Annotated in this window: 21 protein-coding genes and 1 CRISPR repeat array; of the genes, 13 read left to right on the top strand and 8 right to left on the bottom strand. The window is 42.9% G+C overall.

Annotated elements, in window-relative coordinates:
* From HY805_00490 to purH, 5 genes are all read right to left on the bottom strand, one after another.
* On the bottom strand, window positions 1-924 hold a 924-nt coding region (locus tag HY805_00490; GenBank protein MBI4822700.1), incomplete at its 3' end, for a tetratricopeptide repeat protein.
* Window positions 925-945: 21 nt separating this feature from the next.
* Window positions 946-1,563, bottom strand: coding sequence for a hypothetical protein (locus HY805_00485; GenBank protein ID MBI4822699.1), 618 nt, complete (start codon window positions 1,561-1,563; stop codon window positions 946-948).
* Window positions 1,564-1,632: 69 nt separating this feature from the next.
* A complete protein-coding gene (gene purE / locus HY805_00480) occupies window positions 1,633-2,121 on the bottom strand; it encodes a 5-(carboxyamino)imidazole ribonucleotide mutase (GenBank protein ID MBI4822698.1) in 489 nt (162 codons plus the stop codon).
* Window positions 2,118-3,398, bottom strand: a complete 1,281-nt coding sequence (gene purD, locus HY805_00475) for a phosphoribosylamine--glycine ligase (protein MBI4822697.1) — start codon at window positions 3,396-3,398, stop codon at window positions 2,118-2,120. Before purD ends, purE begins: the two co-directional genes overlap by 4 nt.
* Window positions 3,398-4,948, bottom strand: a complete 1,551-nt coding sequence (gene purH / locus HY805_00470; GenBank protein ID MBI4822696.1) for a bifunctional phosphoribosylaminoimidazolecarboxamide formyltransferase/IMP cyclohydrolase — start codon at window positions 4,946-4,948, stop codon at window positions 3,398-3,400. The genes purD and purH overlap by 1 nt, the downstream gene beginning before the upstream one ends.
* Window positions 4,949-5,147: 199 nt before the next feature.
* Between purH and HY805_00465 the strand changes: the two genes are divergently transcribed.
* From HY805_00465 to HY805_00435, 7 genes are all read left to right on the top strand, one after another.
* On the top strand, window positions 5,148-6,449 hold the full coding sequence (locus HY805_00465; GenBank protein MBI4822695.1) for a homoserine dehydrogenase: 1,302 nt from the start codon (window positions 5,148-5,150) through the stop codon (window positions 6,447-6,449).
* Between the two features lie 69 nt (window positions 6,450-6,518).
* Window positions 6,519-6,767 carry a hypothetical protein gene (locus HY805_00460; GenBank protein MBI4822694.1) on the top strand — a complete coding sequence of 83 codons (249 nt, stop codon included), beginning with the start codon at window positions 6,519-6,521 and terminating at the stop codon, window positions 6,765-6,767.
* A 12-nt stretch (window positions 6,768-6,779) separates the two neighbouring features.
* Complete coding sequence (locus HY805_00455) at window positions 6,780-7,247, top strand: hypothetical protein (protein MBI4822693.1); 468 nt, start codon at window positions 6,780-6,782, stop codon at window positions 7,245-7,247.
* Window positions 7,247-7,609: a hypothetical protein gene (locus tag HY805_00450; GenBank protein MBI4822692.1), complete on the top strand. Its 363-nt coding sequence runs from the start codon at window positions 7,247-7,249 to the stop codon at window positions 7,607-7,609. Before HY805_00455 ends, HY805_00450 begins: the two co-directional genes overlap by 1 nt.
* Window positions 7,610-7,674: 65 nt before the next feature.
* On the top strand, window positions 7,675-7,917 hold the full coding sequence (locus tag HY805_00445) for a sulfurtransferase TusA family protein (protein ID MBI4822691.1): 243 nt from the start codon (window positions 7,675-7,677) through the stop codon (window positions 7,915-7,917).
* On the top strand, window positions 7,917-8,723 hold the full coding sequence (gene moeB / locus HY805_00440) for a molybdopterin-synthase adenylyltransferase MoeB (GenBank protein MBI4822690.1): 807 nt from the start codon (window positions 7,917-7,919) through the stop codon (window positions 8,721-8,723). The genes HY805_00445 and moeB overlap by 1 nt, the downstream gene beginning before the upstream one ends.
* 6 nt (window positions 8,724-8,729) lie before the next feature.
* Entirely contained in the window at window positions 8,730-9,134 is a 405-nt protein-coding gene (locus HY805_00435) for a M67 family metallopeptidase (GenBank protein MBI4822689.1), read from the top strand.
* A 16-nt stretch (window positions 9,135-9,150) separates the two neighbouring features.
* Here the strand turns inward: HY805_00435 and HY805_00430 are convergent, their stop codons facing one another.
* Together HY805_00430 and HY805_00425 are read right to left on the bottom strand one after the other, a co-directional pair.
* The gene (locus HY805_00430) at window positions 9,151-9,408 is read right to left on the bottom strand and encodes a hypothetical protein (protein ID MBI4822688.1); all 258 of its coding nucleotides are present in this window, start codon (window positions 9,406-9,408) and stop codon (window positions 9,151-9,153) included.
* Between the two features lie 278 nt (window positions 9,409-9,686).
* Window positions 9,687-9,923 carry a DUF4926 domain-containing protein gene (locus HY805_00425; protein MBI4822687.1) on the bottom strand — a complete coding sequence of 79 codons (237 nt, stop codon included), beginning with the start codon at window positions 9,921-9,923 and terminating at the stop codon, window positions 9,687-9,689.
* 544 nt (window positions 9,924-10,467) lie between these two features.
* On the opposite strand from HY805_00425, the gene dnaJ reads away from it, so the two are divergent.
* From dnaJ to clpB, 3 genes are read left to right on the top strand one after another with little or no spacing between them, the layout of a single operon-like run.
* Window positions 10,468-11,538: a molecular chaperone DnaJ gene (gene dnaJ / locus HY805_00420; protein MBI4822686.1), complete on the top strand. Its 1,071-nt coding sequence runs from the start codon at window positions 10,468-10,470 to the stop codon at window positions 11,536-11,538.
* Window positions 11,535-11,876: a MerR family transcriptional regulator gene (locus tag HY805_00415; GenBank protein MBI4822685.1), complete on the top strand. Its 342-nt coding sequence runs from the start codon at window positions 11,535-11,537 to the stop codon at window positions 11,874-11,876. Before dnaJ ends, HY805_00415 begins: the two co-directional genes overlap by 4 nt.
* A complete protein-coding gene (clpB, locus tag HY805_00410) occupies window positions 11,877-14,495 on the top strand; it encodes an ATP-dependent chaperone ClpB (GenBank protein MBI4822684.1) in 2,619 nt (872 codons plus the stop codon). It begins immediately after the preceding gene.
* Here clpB and HY805_00405 read toward each other — a convergent pair.
* Window positions 14,485-16,245 carry a hypothetical protein gene (locus HY805_00405; protein MBI4822683.1) on the bottom strand — a complete coding sequence of 587 codons (1,761 nt, stop codon included), beginning with the start codon at window positions 16,243-16,245 and terminating at the stop codon, window positions 14,485-14,487. The two genes, clpB and HY805_00405, sit on opposite strands and share 11 nt — an antisense overlap.
* A 593-nt stretch (window positions 16,246-16,838) precedes the next feature.
* Here HY805_00405 and cas9 point away from each other — a divergent pair.
* Genes cas9 through cas2 form a run of 3 tightly spaced genes read left to right on the top strand, consistent with a single transcriptional unit; the run spans window position 16,839 to window position 21,151 of the window.
* Complete coding sequence (cas9, locus tag HY805_00400) at window positions 16,839-19,940, top strand: type II CRISPR RNA-guided endonuclease Cas9 (GenBank protein MBI4822682.1); 3,102 nt, start codon at window positions 16,839-16,841, stop codon at window positions 19,938-19,940.
* Window positions 19,933-20,820: a type II CRISPR-associated endonuclease Cas1 gene (cas1, locus tag HY805_00395; GenBank protein ID MBI4822681.1), complete on the top strand. Its 888-nt coding sequence runs from the start codon at window positions 19,933-19,935 to the stop codon at window positions 20,818-20,820. Before cas9 ends, cas1 begins: the two co-directional genes overlap by 8 nt.
* Before the next feature lie 25 nt (window positions 20,821-20,845).
* Window positions 20,846-21,151 (top strand): CRISPR-associated endonuclease Cas2, encoded by a 306-nt coding sequence (gene cas2, locus HY805_00390; GenBank protein MBI4822680.1) that lies wholly within the window; start codon window positions 20,846-20,848, stop codon window positions 21,149-21,151.
* Window positions 21,152-21,200: 49 nt separating this feature from the next.
* Window positions 21,201-21,437: a CRISPR direct-repeat array (repeat unit 36 nt; unit sequence ATTATACTTGAGCGGATTCTGTTGTCAAGCCCCAGC).
* Window positions 21,438-21,542 lie beyond the last annotated feature (105 nt).

Genomic DNA, 21,542 nt, shown 5'->3' with positions numbered 1-21,542 from the left:
TTTCTTATCATAAACAACGCCGATATTATAGTATGCCTTTGCATAATCCGGCCTTAGTCTTAATGCAATCTGATATTGTTCTATGGCATTGTCAAGCAAGCCTTTCTCATGGTAAACAATGCCGAGATTATAATGTGCGTCTGCACGGTGAGGAGATTTTTTAATTACATCTTCCCATAAACTTATTGAGCTTTTCCACACAGTATTTCGTGCATATGTAACAGATGAAAGTGCAATGGAAATAAGAACCAATAAAGAAAGGACATATGTCTGTGCCTTTTTGCTTTTGAGCCTTTCTGCCAACAGAAATACTCCAGACATAAAAGCAAAGAATGCCCCAACCGAGGGCAGATACACCCTATATTCATTTATAATCATTGGTATTGGGATTATGCTTGATTCAACTGAAAGGGCTATAAAAAACCAGAAGACTCCAAAGGAAATAAACCGCAATACAGGATAGGACTTAGGCCTCAAAAGTAGATAAAACGCAAAGACAAAGATAGATAAAAGAAATAAAAAGGATAAAAACACTTGTGGTGTAAGAAACGAATCGTACACAGGGTAGTCATAGACAAGATTCTGGTTTATTGGCAAAAACAAAAGCCTTATGTATGTTACGACCACCTTGAACTGAGTTAAAAGATAGTCCTGCCTTGATATGCCTCCGTATCCCCTCGTTGCAGGCTCTATTCCGCTTATTATTTCTCCAACAGGTTTATCAATCCCTATAAGAGAAATTGGGATAATAAGCATTGTAAGAAGAAATGGAATAAGATAAAGTATTCTCTTGCCTAAAGTGCCTTTAAAAAACAAGAATTCATAAAGGGCTATGACAATGGGAAGGGTCAATGCATTTTCTTTTGTCTTCATGGCAAGGATGGCTGAGAGAATGCTGGTAAGGTAGAGCAATAGAGGTATCACCCTCCCCCTCGCCCCCTCCCGTCAAGGGAGGGGGCGAGGGGAGGGGGAAAGTCTCCTAAAGTAGTGCAGCCTCCCCCACCACTTCCCTCCCCCTTGATGGGGGAGGGTGAGGGAGGGGGTGACCTGAAGTCTCCACTTTATGTATAACACAATTGAAAGAAGATAGAAAAATGCACAAAGAGAGGCAAGCCTCTGAAATATATATGTAACTGCCTCTGTCTGAATAGGATGTGAGACAAAAAGAAGGGCGGAAAAAAGGGCAATGAGATTGCTTCGGGACTCTGTCCCTCGCAATGACAGAAAAGGTGTCTTGAATGTTAATACAACAAGAAAATACACAAGCAAAGCATTCAGTATATGAATGGTAAGATTAAAGACATGGTAGCCCCTGACATCAGTGCCATGAAGTTTATAATTCAGTGCAAATGTTAGATACCCAATATATCTACTTTTAAGTTTTGCTTTAGATGGCTCAAGGAAATAAGAGAGGTTTTTCACTATTGGGTTATTTTCTATAAGTTCTTGCTCATCCCACTGAAACGGCACATTGAAGGTATTTGAGTATGAAAGAATGCCGATGAGAGCTATGAGGCACAGGTGAATGATAGGCTTGCTGATTAAAACAGAAGTCCTGCTCATAGATTAATTTAACATTTTTGTATCACGGTTGAGAGGATTTCTATCGGCAATTTTAGGTGTGCCTGTGCCCTATCGTAACCCCTTTGCCTTTTCCTCGACTTGTTTTGCCTGCTTATTTTTGAACGCATGAAGTTTTTTCTCTAAGAAGAGGTCTTTCCTTGAAAGGATTTGAACTGCAAATATGCCTGCGTTTCTGGCACCTGCCTTGCCTAAAGACATCACTGCCACAGGAACCCCTCCTGGCATCTGAACCATACTTAGAAGCGAATCGAACCCACTAAGAGGGGATGAGCTTAAAGGCACTCCAATGACAGGAAGTATGGTATGAGAGGCAATAACTCCTGCAAGGTGTGCTGACATGCCTGCACCTGCTATGATGACCTCTATACCTCTTTTTTCAGCACCTGTGGCTATCTTTAGAACCCTCTCAGGACTTCTATGGGCAGATGCAATTGTCATGTCAAAAGGAATATTGAAATCCTTTAGGACCTTTCCTGCCTCCTCCATAACAGGGATGTCTGAGTCAGAGCCTACTATTATCAGAACCTTTGGCTTCATACAGCAGTCCTTTCGAGAGCCCTTTGGGCTATGTCTTTTCTAAAGTGCATTCCATTGAAATGGATTTTCTCTATTGCACTGTATGCCTTTTCTCTTGCATCAGGGATGTCTTTTCCTTCAGCAGTAACGCCAAGCACCCTTCCGCCTGATGTAACGATGTCTGTGTTATCAAATGCAGTTCCTGCATGAAAGACCATAACATCCTCGATGCCTTTGACATCATCGAGCCCTTTGATGGTTGAGCCTTTTTCGTATTTCCCAGGATAGCCTTTCGAGGCAAGGACAACGCATACAGAAACCTCATCTTTCCATTTGAGACTTATGTCATTAAGCCTCTCTTCTACTATAGCAGATGCTATTTCCACGAGGTCTGTTTCTAACCGTGTAAGTACAGGCTGTGTTTCAGGGTCACCCAAACGGCAATTGAACTCAAGGACATAGGGCTTCCCATCTTTAATCATAAGTCCTGCATAAAGAACACCTTTGTATTTTATGCCTTCTGCCTTGAAGCCTCTTAGTGCCTGCCTCATGACCTTTTCCATTATAACCGATTCAAGCGAAGTTGTGATAACAGGTGCAGGGCTATATGCACCCATACCACCTGTGTTTGGACCCATGTCGCCATCAAAGACCCTTTTATGGTCCTGAGAGCTGACCATTGGGATTATAGTCGTTCCATCTGTGAATGCCATAAAAGATGCTTCCTCGCCATGGATGAACTGCTCTATGACAACCCTATCGCCTGCTTCTCCGAATGCCCTTTCTTTCATTATGAGTCTGAGGCTCGAAATAGCATCGTCTATCGTCTCTGAGACAAAGACACCTTTTCCTCCTGCTAAACCATCTGCCTTTATTACTAAAGGAGTGCCTTTAACCCTTACATAGTCTTCTGCCTGTATATAGGATGTAAACACCTTATATTCCGAAGTAGGGATGCCATATCTCCGCATGAAGTCCTTTGAGAAAACCTTACTCGATTCTATCTGAGAGGCAGTCCTGTTTGGTCCAAGCACCTTTCTGCCTTCCCTTTCAAAGGCATCCACAATGCCTTTTGAAAGAGGCTCCTCAGGTCCTACAATTGTAAGGTCAATCCAGTTGTATTTGACAAAATCAAGGAGCTTCTCAAAGTCATTTAGGTTTATATCTATGCAATCTGCAAGCTCTACTATGCCTGCATTGCCCGGGGCACAGTAAATCTTGTCAACATGTCTCGATTGAGAAAGCTTCCAGACAATCGCATGTTCTCTTCCGCCTCCGCCTATAACGAGGACATTCATTAGTGCTTGAAATGCCTTACGCCTGTAATGAGCATGGTCATTCCGTGCTCATCAGCGGCTTTTATGACCTCATCGTCTTTCACAGAGCCGCCTGGCTGGATGATTGCCGTAACTCCAACCCTGTATATGGCATCTATACCGTCTCTAAACGGAAAGAAACCATCCGAAGCTACAACAGCACCTTTAAGCGGCTCGAGGGCATTTATAGCCCCTATCTTTGCAGAATAAACCCTGCTTGTCTGTCCTATGCCTATGCCGGCTGTCCTGTCTTTAAATGCATAAACTATTGCATTGGACTTTATATGCTTACACACCTTCCATGCAAATGAAAGCCCCTCAAGCTCCTGCGAGGTTGGCTTTCTTTTTGTAACTGCCTGAATCAAGGATACATCCACTGCCAATGCATCCCAATCCTGAATGAGAATGCCTCCTACTATTCTTTTTATGTCCCTGCCCCTTAGGGGCTTTCTGAGCATATCGGTCATCTCGAGAACTCTGATATTGGGCTTCTTTGAGAAAATCCCCAATGCCTCCTCTGTAAAGTTAGGTGCTATTACGACCTCCACGAATAGCTCCGAGATAGCCAGTGCTGTAGATGCATCCACCTTTGTATTGAATGCTATGACCCCACCAAATGCAGACACAGGGTCTGTTTTTACAGCCTTTGTATAAGCATCGAGCGGGCTTTCCCCTATGGCACAGCCACAAGGATTGTTATGCTTTATGACTGCACATGCAGGAACTTTAAACTCAAGGGCAAGCATTAAGGCAGAATGGGTATCGTAGTAGTTATTAAAAGACATCTCCTTGCCCTGAAGTATTCTTGCATCTTTAAGGCTTAAGCCGTCTGTATTTTCAAAATAAACTGCGGCTTTCTGGTGAGGGTTTTCGCCATATCTTAATGTAGAGCCTAAAGAAAAGGTCATTGTCAGTTTCTGAGGAATCTCGTCTTTGGTTTCACTAACCTCTGACAGATAATTCGCTATGAGCGTGTCATACCTTGAGGTATGCTCAAAGACCTTTTTTGCAAGATTGACCCTTGCCTTATAGCTCAAATCTCCATGGAGGCTCTGCATCTGCCCTATTATGAAGTCATAGTCTTTAGGGTCAACGACTACTGCCACATCCTGAAAGTTCTTACTTGCTGACCTGAGCATCGTAGGTCCGCCTATATCTATGTTTTCGATTGCCTCTGAAAATTTCACATCAGGCTTAGAGACGGTCTCCTCGAAAGGATAAAGGTTTACGACAACCATATCTATGGGCTCTATGCTGTGCCTAAGGAGGTCATCCATATCCTTTTTATTGTCCCTTCTCGCTAAGAGTCCTCCGTGGATTTTAGGATGAAGGGTCTTAAGCCTTCCATCGAGCATCTCTGGGAAACCTGTATATTCCGATACATCGGTTACAGGCACTCCTTCGTCTCTCAATGCCTTTGCAGTTCCGCCTGTCGAAAGGAGCTTCACGCCCATGGAATTAAGTGCTTTTGCAAACTCGACGATTCCCCTTTTGTCCGAGACGCTTATGAGTGCGGTTTTTATTTTTGCCACAAAACCCCCTTTATGATTTTTTGGATGAAACTCTGAAGAAGACCTCCTCTAAGTGATTGAAGATTTTAACATCTTGACCTTGCCTTGTAAAGGGGTTCAGGGGGACTGCCCTTATCCCCTCTTTATTCCTTTACCCTAAACCCATACAACCTCTTGACAGAAAAACAGCCACTATTTATGCTATAGAGTCACGGAGGATATTTTGAAAGAAAAAGGTATCTCTGTTGGAATCATAGGCCTTGGCACTGTTGGCACAGGGACAGTAAGAATACTTCTTGAAAACAAGGAGCTACTCAGGCAGAGGCTTGGCTTTCCAATAAACCTCAAAAGGATAGCTGATATTGACATAAAAAGAAAAAGAGGGCTTGGCCTTCCAAAGGGCATACTCACAACCAATGTAGAGGATATTATCTTTGACCCTGAGATAGACATAGTGGTTGAGCTTATAGGCGGGATTCGGTTTGCAAAGGACTTAATAGTGAAGGCAATAAGAAATAAAAAGCACATCGTTACTGCGAACAAGGCACTTTTAGCACTTCATGGCAATGAGATTTTCCATGAGGCAGGCAGGGCTAAAGTTGAGATAGGCTATGAGGCATCGGTTGCAGGTGGAATCCCAATAATCAAGGTCATAAAAGAGGGGCTTATTGCAAACAGGATTATTTCCATCTATGGAATCATAAACGGCACATCGAACTATATCCTTACAAAGATGACCGATGAAGGAGTGGAGTTTAAATCTGCATTGAAAGAGGCTCAGAGGCTCGGCTATGCAGAGGCAGACCCAACATTGGATATACAGGGTATTGACTCTGCCCACAAACTCGCAATCCTTGCCTCTCTCTCATATGGCATACCCTTTTCATTCGATAAGGTTTATACAGAAGGCATAACAAAGATTACCCCAGAGGATATAGAGTTCGGAGGTGAGCTTGGCTATAAGATAAAGCTCCTTGCCATCGTTAGATGCACTGATAAGGAAGTTGAGCTAAGGGTGCATCCAACCATGCTTCCAAAGGAGCATCTTATCTCGAAGATAGACGGTGTGTTTAATGCCATTTATGTAAAAGGAGATGCAGTGGGAGATACCCTTTATTACGGAATGGGCGCAGGCAGTTTGCCAACAGGAAGCGCTGTTGTATCGGACATTGCAGGCATTGCAAAAAGGATTATGCTTGGTGCAAAAACATTGTCCCCAACCAGTAAAAAGAGCGAACTTAGGATAAAGGGAATCAGCGAAATAGAAAGTATGTATTACTTCAGGTTCTCTGTTTTAGACAGACCAGGGGTGCTTTCCCGAATATCAGGTGTCTTAGGCGATAACGACATAAGCATTGCATCAGTCATTCAAAAAGGAAGAAGGGCAGGCGGGGCTGTTCCTGTCATAATTCTTACACACATGGCAAAGGAAAAAGACATCATCCATGCGGTAAAAAAGATAGACAAGCTCTCTGTGGTCACTGCTAAAACCCATTACATAAGGGTTGAAGGTGGCAGGTAAGAAAGACATTGGGGTAGGTAAGATTGACATTTATACAAGCCTGTGATTAAATTAAAGCAAGGAGGGGCTATGGGAAGAAAAATAAAAGTTCCACAAGGCAGTGAATTTGTCGATGCTACTGTCGTTGACATCAATTCGAGCCAAGAAAATTGGAATCAGTATCTTTTATCTGATGGGACCGTTTTAAAGTTTAAATCTATTGCTACCGAAGTCGTCAAGGTTGATAATCAATACGATCAGGAAGGAAATCCAATCTACATGGTCAAGTCTACCAATGTTGTTTCGGCAATAGTTCCTGATGAACTTAAAAAGCGATAATTAGAGGTATTTGTGGAAGCTACTTTAAACCCAAGAACTTCTAATGCAGTTGTTCATACTACAAAAAGTCGTAAATTTGTGGTATCAAGATGTACCTCTTCAAAATTAAATAAAGAAGGAGAGGAAGAATCATTTTTATCGGAGACAGAATGGCGATCACCTGAAAAAGTGATTTGGTTAAAAAGTGAGAGTGAACCTAAATTTGATGTAGCATCCTTCACAACTATAGTTGTTGATTATTTATCAAAAGTGCAGGAACTAAAACAAATTTACATCCTAAGAGAATCAGATATCACTTTCCATATCTGGAGTATTATTGACGAACTGAACGATAAGGTTAAAAAGAGTATTTATGAGCAGGAATTAGAACTTATAAAGTTTTTCTCAAGAAGTATTTATTTTGATTTTTATATTGGTGTGTTATCTGATGCAGAATATATAATAAGTGCAGGGGGAACCCTGTTATTTAAAAGAGAGTAATGCCACTTATTGATAAGCATATCAAACAAGCAGGGCATAATGAGCGATTTGTCAACTCCTTCGTGGTCGAGTCAACTCCATTCGCAGATTGGGTTTTGACTGGAATATTTTATGCGGCTTTACATTATATCGAAGCTTTTTTTTCTACAAAGAATATACATACTGCTTCTCATTATCAGAGAGATACCGAAGTGGGCCTAAATTCCCAACCCATTTACTCAGATTATAGAGATCTGAAAGCCTATAGCTATGGAGCGAGATACTTGTGCAAAACTTTCTCAGGAAAAGATATAAATGAAAGTAAAAGTAAGCTGGATAATATTAAAAACTATTTAAAGACATCATTACCGCAGATTGCTTAGTAGCTAAGCACCCCACTTTTTAGATTTTATGGGGTAAATTCCCCTTCAATGTTGTAAAATAATTTATGGACATATTGCCTGACAAAAAGATAAACATAAAGGGTCTTGTCTGCCCTCATACATTTGTAAGGGCAAAGCTTGCCATAGAGGATATGGAGGTTGGCGAGGTGCTTGAGATTTTGTTAGATTACCCTGAGGCCGCAAGGAGCATTCCAAAGTCTATGGAAGAACACGGTCAGAAGGTACTTAAGAATGAAAAGATTAACGATACAGACTGGGTCTTACTCATAAAAAAGGAAAAGGACTAATGGACTTTACAGAAGAGCAGTTACAGAGATACTCAAGGCATATCATACTTCCAGAGGTAGGCGGAAAGGGACAAAGAAAGCTCCTTAATGCAAAGGTATTTATAGTTGGAGCAGGAGGTCTTGGATGTCCTGTTGGCTATTATCTTACAGCAGGAGGAGTTGGAACGATTGGGATTGTGGATAACGATGTTGTGGAGCTAAGCAATCTTCAAAGACAGATTGCCCACAACATCCACACACTCGGAAAACCAAAGGTCGAATCGGCAAAAGCAACATTTGAGTCCCTTAATCCGGATGTCAGGGTCAATGCTATAAAAGGCAAGCTCACAAAGGACAATATCAAAGACATCCTGAAAGACTATGACATTGTGGTTGATGGCTCTGACAATTTCCCCACAAGATACCTTGTAAACGATGCCTGTGTGATGCTCGGAAAACCTCTCGTAAGCGGTGCAATCTTGAAGTTTGAAGGACAGGTTACAACAATCGTCCCGAATGATGGACACTGCTATAGATGCCTGTTTGAGGAGCCGCCACCAGCAGGGCTTGTGCCGTCATGTCAAGAGGCAGGTGTGCTTGGTGTGATGCCCGGTGTCATAGGCTCTCTTCAGGCATGTGAGGTCATTAAGCTTATATTAGGGAAAGGAGATATTCTTAAAAACCAGCTCCTTATCTATAACGGATTAAAGACTTCATTCAGAAAAGTAAAGGTTCCTAAAAACCCGGACTGCCCTGTGTGCGGCGAAAACCCTACAATCAAAGAGCTCTTGGATTACGAGGCAGGTTACTGCACAATAGAGCGGTAGCCCTGAATGAATAAAATAGTTATCCCAGTGTCCATCATAAACGAGATGATCCATCATGCAAAAGAGGCTTATCCAAAAGAGGCATGTGGAATCCTAACTGGCATAGATATGAAGGCTAAGAAACTCTATAGGATGAAAAACATCGATAACTCGGAGGTTAGTTATGAGATGGACTCAAGGGAGCAGTTTCAGGTCATGAAAGAGATAGAAAAAGAGGGACTGAAGATGCTTGCCATATACCATTCACATCCTGCCTCACCTCCATATCCCTCTCAAAGGGACATAGGATTAGCCTTTTATCCCGATACTGTCTATATAATTATAGGGCTAACAACCGAGACACCTGAGATAAATGCCTTCCTCATGAGGGAAGGTGAGGTTGACAAGATAGAGATACAATCTACCCCATAATATTAATATCTCCAATCTATTTCCCCTCTTTGTCTTCCATTCCAAAGACCATCACGCCTGCTACTATAAAAAGCAGGATGAGGAGGACACCGACTACTACCGAGAGGCTTACCTTAAGGGCAAGCCATCCCCAGCCAGGAAGCATAGCCTTCAGGTCATGCAGAATCTGGACAATATCGCCTTTTGAAAGAAGCCACCATGTTGCCCCAATGCCCAGCAGGAAGCCTATAAGTATAATCGTGAATCCAAGCAGGGTTTTTATGTCCCTTGACATAATCTATTATACCAGAAATACCCACAGGTAAAAATCATCTGTATGGGTTCAGGACATATGAGACAAGTTACTCCCGCAAGGGGAGAGGGTAATTAAAAGGAAGCAAAAACCTGTCCTGTAAGGAAAAATGCGATTTGCTTTATCGACCCCACCCTTGATGGGAGGGGTTAGGGGAGGGTGATTTAATTGACGCATTCAGTCTCACATGTATTTGAACCCATACAGAGAATTTTTATTAGTAATCCCCCTTCATCCCCTTTTAACAACCCTAACCATCTTCAGGCACTCTGCCCTGCAAATTCCCTGACATGCAAAATCTCTTTATTGCTCATAAGCCTGATATCATTAAATGTGAGGGTGAGGACTGCGATTGTCCTTCCTTCGGCTGTAACAAACTCAACCTCATAAGCACTACCCTCAGCATAACAGTGAACAACAGCACCTATATCTCCTTCTTTAAGCCCGTATTCTTCTATATTGTGTGTAAGAACAACTGTATCCAATTCTTTAATCATAATACACCTCCTTTCTATACTGGATAAGCAGTCACAAATCGCGGACGCTCCTGACCTTTATCTATAATCCAGACTGTTCGTATCCTGATGTTGCCTCCATCCGGCGTCTTTATCATCCCTTCAATAATATATTTTACACCATGAAAAGATGATACTGTTATTTTAGTTTAAAGGGTAAATCTCAAAGGCAGGGGATTGCTGGATTCCCCGAACAAGTCGGGGAATGACCAACAAAAACCATAGTTCATTTTTTACTTGACAAATAACTTTTGTAGTGTTATTATCTAACTATAGTTTATAGGGAAGGGGTGAATATGAAAAGGGATTACAACCACCTTAAACTAAAGCAAAGACTAAATTCCTGAAAAGGGGGTAAGGTTGATAAATATCAACTTAATCAACATGGGAATCTTTAAAAATCAATGGGTTATGAGGCACCCCCCCTCCCTATAAACTAAAGCAGATGTAAAGAAATGGTTCTAAGGAAAACTAAGACTTGACATGAACCGACTTAATTGATATACTATGAACCATAGAGGATAAGATGGCAAAGGTAAAGGATTATTACGAGATACTTGGGGTAGGCAGGGATGCTTCTTCAGAGGACATAAAGAAGGCATACAGAAGGCTTGCCCGAAAGTATCATCCAGACCTTAATCCCAAGGATAAGACTGCTGAGGAGAAGTTCAAGGAGCTAAGCGAGGCATATGCTGTTTTAAGTGACCCAAAGAAGAAGGAAGAGTATGACAGGTCTGGAAGGTCTCCTTTTGAGCCAGGTGGAGAGTGGTTTGAGCGTGCACCGAGGTTTGAGGACATATTTGAGTTTGGCTTTGGAGATATTTTTGGAGATGTATGGGGAATGAAGGAGGCAGGTCCAGGAAGAGGCTCTGACATAGTCATGGACATGGCAGTCACATTTTCAGAGGCATTCTCAGGGCTAACAAAGAGGATAACAGTGACAAGAGAGATAGACTGTAAGCTCTGCTCTGGAAAAGGTGCCGAGGAAACAGTAACATGCGATAGGTGTAAAGGCACAGGCAAGGTTCAGACCTCGAGGGGGTTTTTTAGGCTCTCTGAGCCCTGCCCTTCATGTAGAGGCATAGGGAGAAAGGTTCTAAAGGCATGCAAGGCATGTAGAGGAACCGGTAAGGAGGAATTCACAGAGACCTTAAATGTCAAGATTCCTTCAGGTGTGGATGAGGGCTCTATGGTTAAGCTAAGGGGCATGGGAAATAAAGGAACTCGGGGAGGCCCATCAGGGGACATGCATATAAGGATAAGTCTAAGGCATCATCCGCTTTTTGAAAGAAAAGGCTCTGACATATATCTTAAACTGCCTGTCACTTTCGGAGAGGCAGTCTTAGGTGCAAAAGTAGAAGTCCCTACATTAGATGGCACTGCTATGATGAGTCTTCCTCCTCATACACAAAGCAATCAGAGATTCATGCTTAAGGGAAAGGGCTTTCCATCACCAAAAGGAGGAAAAGGCAATATGTATGTCGATGTTTCCATAGTAGTGCCAAAGGACCTATCTCAAAAGGCAAAGGATGCCATTAAAGAAATAGAAGCCTCTTATACCGAAAGCCCAAGAAAGGGGATGGTAAAACAGAGATGAGAGACAAAAACGAGCCCATATACATGATAAGCGTTGCGGCAAGGATGCTTCATGTTCATCCCCAGACACTAAGGGTATATGAAAGGGAAGGGCTTATAATGCCCAAAAGGTCGGGAAGGCAGAGACTATATTCAGAAGACGATATAGAGAAGATAGCTTTGATACTCAGGCTCTCAAGAGAGCTTGGGGTTAACAGGTCAGGCGTTGACATAATCCTCAGAATGAGGCACAGGCTTGAGCTTTTACAAGGGGAAGTTCAGGAGATGATGCAGTTTCTCGAGGATGAGATGAGGCATGACTTTCAGATAAAGATTAAAAAGATATTTCTGGAGGAATAAATGAGATTTGAAAAGCTGACGATTAAAAGTCAGGAGGCACTTGAGGAGGCACAAAGGCTTGCCGAAAAACTGGGCAATCAGGAGCTACAGCCCGAACACCTCCTCATGGGCATTCTTAAAGACAGTTCAGGCGTAGTCTCACAGATTATAGGAAGGCTCGGTGTTGACCCTAATAATCTCAAAAAGGACATATCGGAGTTAATGGAGAGGTTTCCAAAGGTCTCAGGTGCAACACCACTTGGACAGATTTATATATCGCCTTCGCTTAAGGAGGTTTTTGAAAGTGCCGAGACAGAGGCAGAGCACCTTACAGACGAATATATAAGTGTAGAGCATCTCCTCCTTTCAATCATCGAGCAGACAGGAAGGCTTTCGGAGCTTCTCAAAAGGTATGGCATAACAGGAGACAAGGTGCGCTCCTCGACGAAGGAGATAAGAGGAACACAGAGGGTTACAGACCAGAGCCCAGAGGAAAAATATCAGGCACTTTCCCGATATAGCCGAGACCTTACGGAGCTTGCGAGAAAAGGCAAATTGGACCCTGTCATTGGAAGGGACGATGAGATAAGACGCATTATACAGGTGCTTTCGAGAAGAACGAAGAATAACCCTGTTCTCATAGGAGACCCGGGTGTTGGAAAAACTGCAATTGCAGAGGGCTTAGCACAGAGAATCGTTCAGGGCGATGTGCCGGAGACACTTAAAGGCAAACGGGTTGCTGCATTGGATATAGGAGCATTGGTTGCAGGGAGTAAGTTTAGAGGGGAGTTCGAAGAAAGGCTAAAGGCAGTTCTTAAGGAAATAGAAGCCGCCGAAGGAAAGGTTGTTGTCTTCATAGACGAGCTACATACCCTCGTTGGCGCAGGTGCCGCAGAAGGTGCAATAGATGCCTCGAATATGCTTAAGCCTGCATTGGCAAGAGGGGATTTGAGATGTATAGGTGCAACTACCATTAATGAATATAGAAAATACATAGAGAAAGACCCTGCATTGGAAAGAAGGTTTCAGCCTGTTTACATAAAAGAGCCTTCGGTGCAAGACACTATATCAATCCTAAGGGGGCTTAAGGAAAAATACGAGGTTCATCATGGAGTCAAGATAAAGGACTCTGCCCTTATATCCGCAGCTATGCTTTCTAACCGCTATATCACAGACAGGTTTCTACCTGATAAGGCAATAGACCTGATTGATGAGTCAGCATCTAAGCTTAGGATGGAGATAGACAGTATGCCCTCTGAGCTGGATGAGATAGAAAGAAAATTGAGACAGCATGAAATCGAAAGACAGGCACTTCAGAAAGACGGCTCTCCTGATGCAAAAGAAAGACTCGAAAAGCTCTCAAAGGAGATGGCTGAGCAGAAATCTAAAAGGGATGAGCTAAGGGCTCAGTGGCTGAGCGAAAAAGAGGCAATTCAAAAGATAAGGGACATAAAAGAGCAGATAGAAAAGACAAAGATGGAGTCTGAGCATGCTGAAAGGGATGGGGACCTCGCAAAAGCCGCAGAGCTAAGATACGGGGTTCTTTTGGGACTTCAGAAATCCCTCGATGAGGAAAATAAAAAACTATTGGAAAAGCAGAAACAAAGAAAGATGCTCAAGGAAGAGGTAGGAGAGGAAGACATTGCAGAGGTAGTCTCTAAATGGACAGGCATTCCTATTTCAAGGATGCTCGAGACAGAGATTCAAAAACTTCTTCACATGGAAGAGAGGCTTCGCTCGAGGGTAGTTGGTCAGGACGAGGCAATAACCTCTGTATCGAATGCAGTCAGAAGGGCAAGGGCAGGAATACAGGACCCAAACAGGCCCATTGGCTCATTCATATTCTTAGGCCCAACTGGTGTTGGGAAAACAGAGCTTGTGAGGGCTTTATCAGAGTTTCTGTTTGACAATGAAAACGCAATGGTCAGAATAGATATGTCTGAGTATCAGGAAAAACATACTGTCTCGAGGCTCATAGGCGCACCGCCTGGCTATGTTGGTTATGAAGAAGGAGGACAGCTTACAGAGGCGATTAGAAGAAGGCCTTACTCAACCGTTCTCTTCGATGAGGTAGAAAAGGCACACCCAGAGGTTTTCAACCTTCTTCTACAGGTTCTCGATGACGGAAGACTCACGGATGGTCACGGAAGAACAGTGGATTTCCGAAACACAGTCATCATAATGACCTCTAATATCGGAAGTAGCCATATACAGGAAATCCTCTCGGAAAGGGCAAAGAGGCCCCTTCACTGGCAGGTCGCTAATGATAAGGCATTAAGGGATAAGGTGATGGAAGACCTCAGAGCTTTTATGAAGCCCGAGTTCCTTAACAGGGTTGACGAGATAGTAATCTTCAACCCTCTTTCAAAAGAGGTTCTTAAAAATATAGTCGTTATACAAGTAGAAAGGATGAGAAGGTTTCTCGAAGGAAAAGGGCTTGACATTACCCTTTCTGAGTCTGCTAAGGAATGGCTCGGAGAGGTTGGATACGACCCTGTTTATGGAGCAAGACCACTTAAAAGGGTACTTCAAAGAGAAATCCTTAATCCTCTTTCGCTTAAAATCTTAGATGGCACATTCCATGAAGGCGATATGATTAAAGTTGATATAGAGGACGAAAAACCTGTATTCAAAAGCTAATATCTATATCACTTAGATTCAGGACAGGTGTTTTCCTTTCGAGCTTAAGCACACCTGGTGGGTTTTTGACCTTTAGGTTTTCGGATGGAATACTATAGGGAATAGTTTCTTTATCTGTCATTATTGCCAAAAGATATTGTCCATCCCCAAGGTTGTCAAATACAAATCTTCCCTGAGAATCCAACTGCCTTACATCTAACAGCTTCGAGATCAAGGTCCAGTCCTCTATTTTATCGAGCGTGCCCTGATATTTCAGGATTGCCACTTTGGCAATAGATAGAGGATTACCTTTATTCAGGGTTATCCTGCCTGAGACCTTACCCTTTGTCTGGACTGTTTCAATCTTAACCTCTGAGATATCTTGTCCTTTTTCCTTTGCCTTCTTAAGCCATGCATCTGCCTCTTCGGGCATACCGAAATGTATAAATGCCGTTGCTATATTAAGGTTGGATTTTCCACCTACGTACCACCTGCTTTCATCGGCATATGCCTTAAGATACCTGAGATTTTCCGTTGTTATAGGCACAGCCTGCAAACGGTTGAGCATTATCATACGGGCAAGCATTAAGTGCTCGGATATTGAAAACTGCATCTCCATGGCTTTATTGACATCCCACAATGCATAATATCCTTTATAAAGCATCTCCCGAATTGCATTGTTGAATATAGAGCCCTCTTTATGTGCCTTAAGATAGTCTTGGGCCTTCTTCAGGTTTTCATAAGACAGCTCTATTGTGCCTTTCGTAAAAACCCCGTAGCCTGATACCTGCAAAGGCCATTCCTGAATGACTATATCGGCTGGTTTTTTGCCCTTGAATAAAAGGATTGTCTTACTTGAGGAGGCTTTATCGGGTATCCCCACTGCCTCTCCTATGTCTTTTTTGCCGAGGTCGTATTTTCTGTCTGCATTCTGATATAAAAAGGTAATGACCACTGCCACGATTAAAAACAAGGTAACAGGAAAAACAAGGCGGATAAGCCTCTGGGTTTTTGTCCTGTATGTTGGCGAAAGCGAAACGGTTAGCATGGCTATAATGCCAAATAAAATGCAAAACATAGCCATCAGTCCGTATCCAAGCATTTTAATTCCAAGCATAGAGGGCTCTACCGACTTATCGAGCACCTCGGTCTCGGCTATCATGATGAAGTATTTCTTAAATGTCCAGTTTGTAGCAATCAAGAGGGTATAAACCGAACTGCCTGTGATTGCTCCCATGAGAAAACTCTGCATAGGCATCGAATGCCTTTCCTCGACCTTCACCCCCCCTGAGGAAAAATCCCCTGCCCAGCCCATCTCTCCTGCAACGAGCCATAGGAGCCCAGTTATAAAAGTAAATAGGAAAAACATTGAAGTTTCAGGTCTCTCGAGACCGAATTCAGGATACTTGCCAACAGGGACAAATAGCATGAAAATCCAGATTGCCGAGATGACTATGACTGCAACTGCCTTTAGGATTCCACCTTTTTGCTTGAATGCATTCTTGATATTAGGGTTTAGGTTCAGGATAAACAATATAAGTGTTATTACAAGGAGCAAAATAAGGATTGCTATAAAAATATTCTGAGTCCACGGCCCTGTTACCCATTGGAGGTTTTTCTGCATGGACTCGAAGTTTCCCTTCTCTACTGGCGTTAAAAGCAGGTTCGATGGCGATGGCACACTGACAGCCATAAGCACCATCATTATTCCAAAACCGATAGCTATTCCTAAAATCATCATTACCGATATAAATGCTATTTCCTTTTTCACTATGACCTCCATTTTCTGTCTGTAGGCTAATTATACCACTTTACCCTTGCTTTAATTTAATAGGGGGAGGGGGGTATCTCCTAAGTTATTGATTTTTAAGGATTCCTGCTTTAATTTTGCTTTAATAATTAACATTAATCCCCGTCATTCTGCACCCCTTCCATTATTCTGTCTTGTCCAGCTTGTCATTCTGGCTTGTCCAGAATCCTTCTTAAAGAACGATTCCCGACAAGCGGGAATGACCTGTCTTCCCCAGTTTCTTATAAACTATAGTCATATAGTAAAGGATTTAATCCCTTTTGTCAAGTAAAAAGTGAACTATGGTTTTCATTTCCCCTCTCCCCTTGCGGGAGAGGGCGAGGGTGAGGGGTCATTCTCCGACAACCCTTCCTGTCATTGCGAGGGATGAGCTTTTAAAAGACCAAAAATTAAAAAAGCCCGTGATTGCACGGGCTTTGGCTGCCCCGTAGGGCATAACCTTCAGACAGTTGTCTGTCCTTACTAGGACTTGAACAACAACCGCCGCTCAAGTATAATGCTAATTATATACCATAATTTAAAATTCCCTGTCAAGGGGTTTTTTGGGAGGGCAAATGGATAAGCAGACTATCTTAGGTATTGACATCGGCACAAACTCGCTCGGCTGGGCATTGATTGAGAAAGGTTCTATCCTTAATACAGGTGTCCGAGCATTTGAGGCAGGGCTTGCTGAACTTGAGATGGATGGAAAGGGTAAATCCCGTAATGTTGAGCGACGCGAAAAACGCCTTATACGACGACAGATAGAGCGACGATCAAAACGGCTTCATAATCTTGCCCGCTTGCTTCAGTCCGCAGGGCTTCTGCCTGAAGGTGAGGTTGACAAACCAGATAAAAGACACTCTTTCTTTGAAGAGCTTGACAGGAAACTGGGCTCACCATACACCATCCGCACACGCGCACTTAAAGAGAAACTCTCTCCTTATGAAATAGGAAGGGCACTGTATCATCTCGGTCAGCGCAGGGGTTTTTTAAGCAATCGTAAATCCAAGCCTAAAAAAGATGAAGACAAAAGCAAGGTAAAAAAAGCCATTAGCGAGCTTGAGGAAAACATATCAAAAGCAGATGCGGAAACACTGGGAGAATACTTTTCAAGACTTTACGATTTAGAGCGTATCAGAGGCAGATATACCTCAAGGCAAATGTATGAAGATGAATTTGAAAGGATCTGGCAGGCACAGAAATCCCACTATCCTGACATCCTCAATGACGATCTCAAAAGAAGTATTCACCATGCTATTTACAAACAGCGCCCCATAAAAAAACAAAAACACCTGATTGGTAAATGCGACCTTGAAAAAGACTTGAGACGTGCTCCATGGGCAATTCTTTCTGCACAGCGTTTCAGATACCTCCAAACCTTGAATAATCTCCGCATTCTCGATAAAGACACAGGCAATGAGCGTGAACTCAGCCCTGAAGAACGAATATGCTTGATAGACATTCTTGAGACAGAGGGTGATTTAAAATTTTCCGAAATCCGAAAACTGCCCGGATTTAAAAAAATAAGATTCAATCTTGAAAGAGGCGGAGAAGAGAAGATTCCGGGCAACCGCACATCTGAAAAATTAATAAAGGTTTTTGGAGAGGGATGGAAAAATTTTTCTGAGACAGAGCAAGCCCATGTTGTAGAAGACCTGAGAAGCATTGTCAAGGAAGAGACCCTTAAAAAACGGGGCATGAAGGTCTGGAAGCTTAGTGAGGAAAAGGCAAAAGAACTTAGTAAGATTGAGCCTGAAGAGGGCTATTGTTCATTCTCAAAAAAAGCAATTGAGAAACTCCTGCCTCTCCTTGAGAAGGGCAAGCCCCTCCAGACAGCTATAAAAGAAATATACCCTGATAAATGGGAAAGAAACACCAAGCCTATGGACACACTTCCCCCTGTCCGTTCAGAAGCCTTCGGAGAAATCAGAAACCCAATAGTAGAGCGTTCCCTAACAGAGCTTCGCAGAGTAGTAAATGGAATCACAGGAAGATATGGAAAGCCTGATGTTATCCGAATAGAGCTTGCAAGAGAGCTCAGGCAAACAGCAAAACAGCGAGAAAAGACATGGGAAAGGATGAGGCAAAACGAAAAAGCACGAAAAACTGTAGCAGAAAAGATTGTAGAAGAGGCAGGAATCACCAAACCCAAACAAAAAGACATAGAGAAAGTCCGTCTTGCTGAAGAGTGCGGTTGGCATTGCCCTTATACAGGCAGGGAGATTAATATAACTGCTCTCCTTGGCGAATACCCTCAGTTTGATATTGAGCACATAATCCCATTTGACCGATGCCTTGATAATTCATTTTGGAATAAGACTCTCTGTGCTGTAGAAGAAAACCGCAAAAAATCCAACAAGACCCCTTACGAGGCTTACCATGCCACAAAAAAATGGGATGAAATCATTTCAAGGGTTAAAAACTTTAAAGGTGATGCGAGGGATGAGAAGCTTAAACGCTTTAAGTTTACAGAGAAAGACTTAGAAGCCTTTCTGGATGATTTCACTTCTCGACAGTTGAATGACACACGATATGCATCCAAGCTTGCAAAGCAATACCTCGGTCTTCTTTATGGCGGGCTTAATGATGATGGCATAGACCCTGATGGAAAAAGAAGGCTTCAAGCAATAAGAGGAGGGCAGATTACAGCAGGTCTCAGAAATGCATGGGGTCTGAATTCCATACTAAGAGATGGCCCCGGAAAATCAAGGGATGACCACAGGCATCATGCCATAGACGCAATAGTAGTGGCATTGACTGAGCCATCAACTGTAGAAGCCTTAAGCAGGGCAGTAAAAAGTGGTAAAGGAACACGCCTTTCTGGAAAAGCAGAACTGCCATGGGAGGGCTTTCTTCAGGATGTGAGAAATGCAGTTAATAAGATAAAGGTCTCTCATAGGGTCTCTAAAAGGGTGCGTGGTGCACTCCATGAAGAGACATTCTACAGTCCACCTAAAAAGGGCGAAAAAGAGAAAACATATGTCCATACCAGAAAGCCTATTTCAGGCCTCAGTGAAAAGGATATTGAAGGTGAAGACATAATAGGTGACCGCACAGTGCGTGAGCGGATTAAGGCAAAACTTGAGGAACTTGGAGAAAAGAACCCTAAGAAGGCTTTTAAATCACCTGAAAACCATCCTTATATTAAGACAAAAGACGGGCATAGGATTCCAATTCACAGGGTTAAAATACGCATAAACCTTGAACCCTTCCGTGTGGGCAAAGACTTTAAAACCCGATATGTTCAATCAGACTCTAACCACCATATGGAAATTGTAGAAACTAAAGATAAAAAAGGCAATATAAAATGGGAAGGCTATGTGGTGAACATGCTCGAGGCCTATCGCAGGCGGAAGGATAAAGAGCCTGTCATAAAACGCAATCACGGAGAAGGTAAGGAATTCGTCTTTTCCCTTGCCGGCGGTGAGATGATCGAACTGGATAAAAAAGACGACAAGCGAGGACTTTACATTGTAAGAGGCATCAACCCTGTAAAGCAAAGAGGGAAAGTTTACGGTCAGGTACACTATGTTCGCCACAATGACGCGCGGAAGAAAGACGATATTTTAAAAAGCAGCGATTTTTCCAGTCGCCTTATCGAGCCACTGAGGGAGATGAATTGTCGTAAAGTTGTGGTTACCCCTCTCGGTGAGGTCCGCTATGCCAATGACTGAACGCATAATAGATATATCTGATGGACCTGCACGCCTTAGTGTTAGATATAGCCAGATTATTATAGAGCAGGATGGTGAATCCCATTCTGTGCCTTCTTCTGAGCTTGTCGCACTGATAGTCTCTCATCCTGCTGTTACTTATACCCATGCTGTTCTTTCAAGCATTTGTGCAGGAGGAGGAGCATTTGTGCTATGCGATGAAAAAAGGCTTCCCACAGGAATGCTTCTTCCCATTCAAGCTAATTATGTTCAGGCAGAACGACTTTCAGTTCAGACAAAAGCATCTCTGCCTAAGAAAAAACAAATATGGAAACAGCTCATTCAGGCAAAGATTTCCGCTCAAGGAAGGCTTCTCATCACAAGGAATGGTAAAGACATGGGGCTTATGCAGATTGCTAAAAGAGTCCGCTCAGGCGACCCACATAATCTGGAAGCCCAGGCATCAAGGCGATACTGGCCCGCTCTTTTTGGCAGGGTATTTCAGAGGGACCCTTTTAGAGAAGACCAGAATCGCCTTTTGAATTACGGATACGCTATACTCCGCGCTATGACTGCACGCTCAATATGTGCAGTAGGGCTTCACCCATCACTCGGTGTCCACCACCATAACCGCTATGACCCATTCTGTCTTGCCGAAGATGTTATGGAGCCTTTCAGACCCCTCATAGATGGCACAGTAGCAGGTATTGTGGATGAGAAAGGCTCTAATGTGCCACTTAATAAGGAGACAAAGGCTCATCTCATATCCGCCATCGTCTCAAAGCGCTTTGAATTGGACGAAGAGGAAAGAAGCCTCTTTGATGTCATGGCTCGTGTATCTTCTTCTCTTTTAGCTGTCTTTAAAGGTGACAGATGTAAGCTCCTACTACCTGAACTCTAATATGAGCCTTTCGGAGTATCATTCCATGTGGCTTTTTACTATGTTTGACTTGCCTGTAGACACAGATGAGGCAAGGAAGAGGTACACACAGTTTAGGAAGTTTCTTCTGAGAGAAGGCTTTACAATGCTTCAGTTCTCAATTTATGCAAGGTATTGTGGCAGTGAAGAAAGAAGCGAAGGCTTTAGAAGACGCCTTCGGAAAGTGATTCCCTCTGAAGGTCAGGTGCGACTCCTCACAGTCACAGACTACCAATTCGGGAAAATGGAAGTCTTCTATGGAAAAAAACAAGTCCCGGCAGAGAAACCTCCTGAGCAGATTGTGCTTTTTTGAGCCTGAAAAAGGTAGAACCCCTTGTAAATCAACTACTTACAAGGGGTTCATTATACTTGAGCGGATTCTGTTGTCAAGCCCCAGCGTATATGCTGAAGGCGTCAGACACAGGGGTATTATACTTGAGCGGATTCTGTTGTCAAGCCCCAGCAAATTTAAGCTCCTATCTCCACCTTTTCCAAATTATACTTGAGCGGATTCTGTTGTCAAGCCCCAGCTTATTCCAGCGCGGATGCTTCCTAATTCCTTTATTATACTTGAGCGGATTCTGTTGTCAAGCCCCAGCCATTCAGCCATCCCTCTGTCCTCTGAAATAATTTCCGATAGATAAGAAGCATCAAAGTAGTTTCTCCTTTCAATACCCCCTCAATCCCCCTTTAGAAAATTTCAG

The sequence above is a fragment of the Nitrospirota bacterium genome, from assembly GCA_016207905.1.
In the GTDB taxonomy this organism is placed as follows: Bacteria; Nitrospirota; Thermodesulfovibrionia; order Thermodesulfovibrionales; family JdFR-86; genus JACQZC01.
This window is presented reverse-complemented; position numbering and strand designations above follow the sequence as displayed.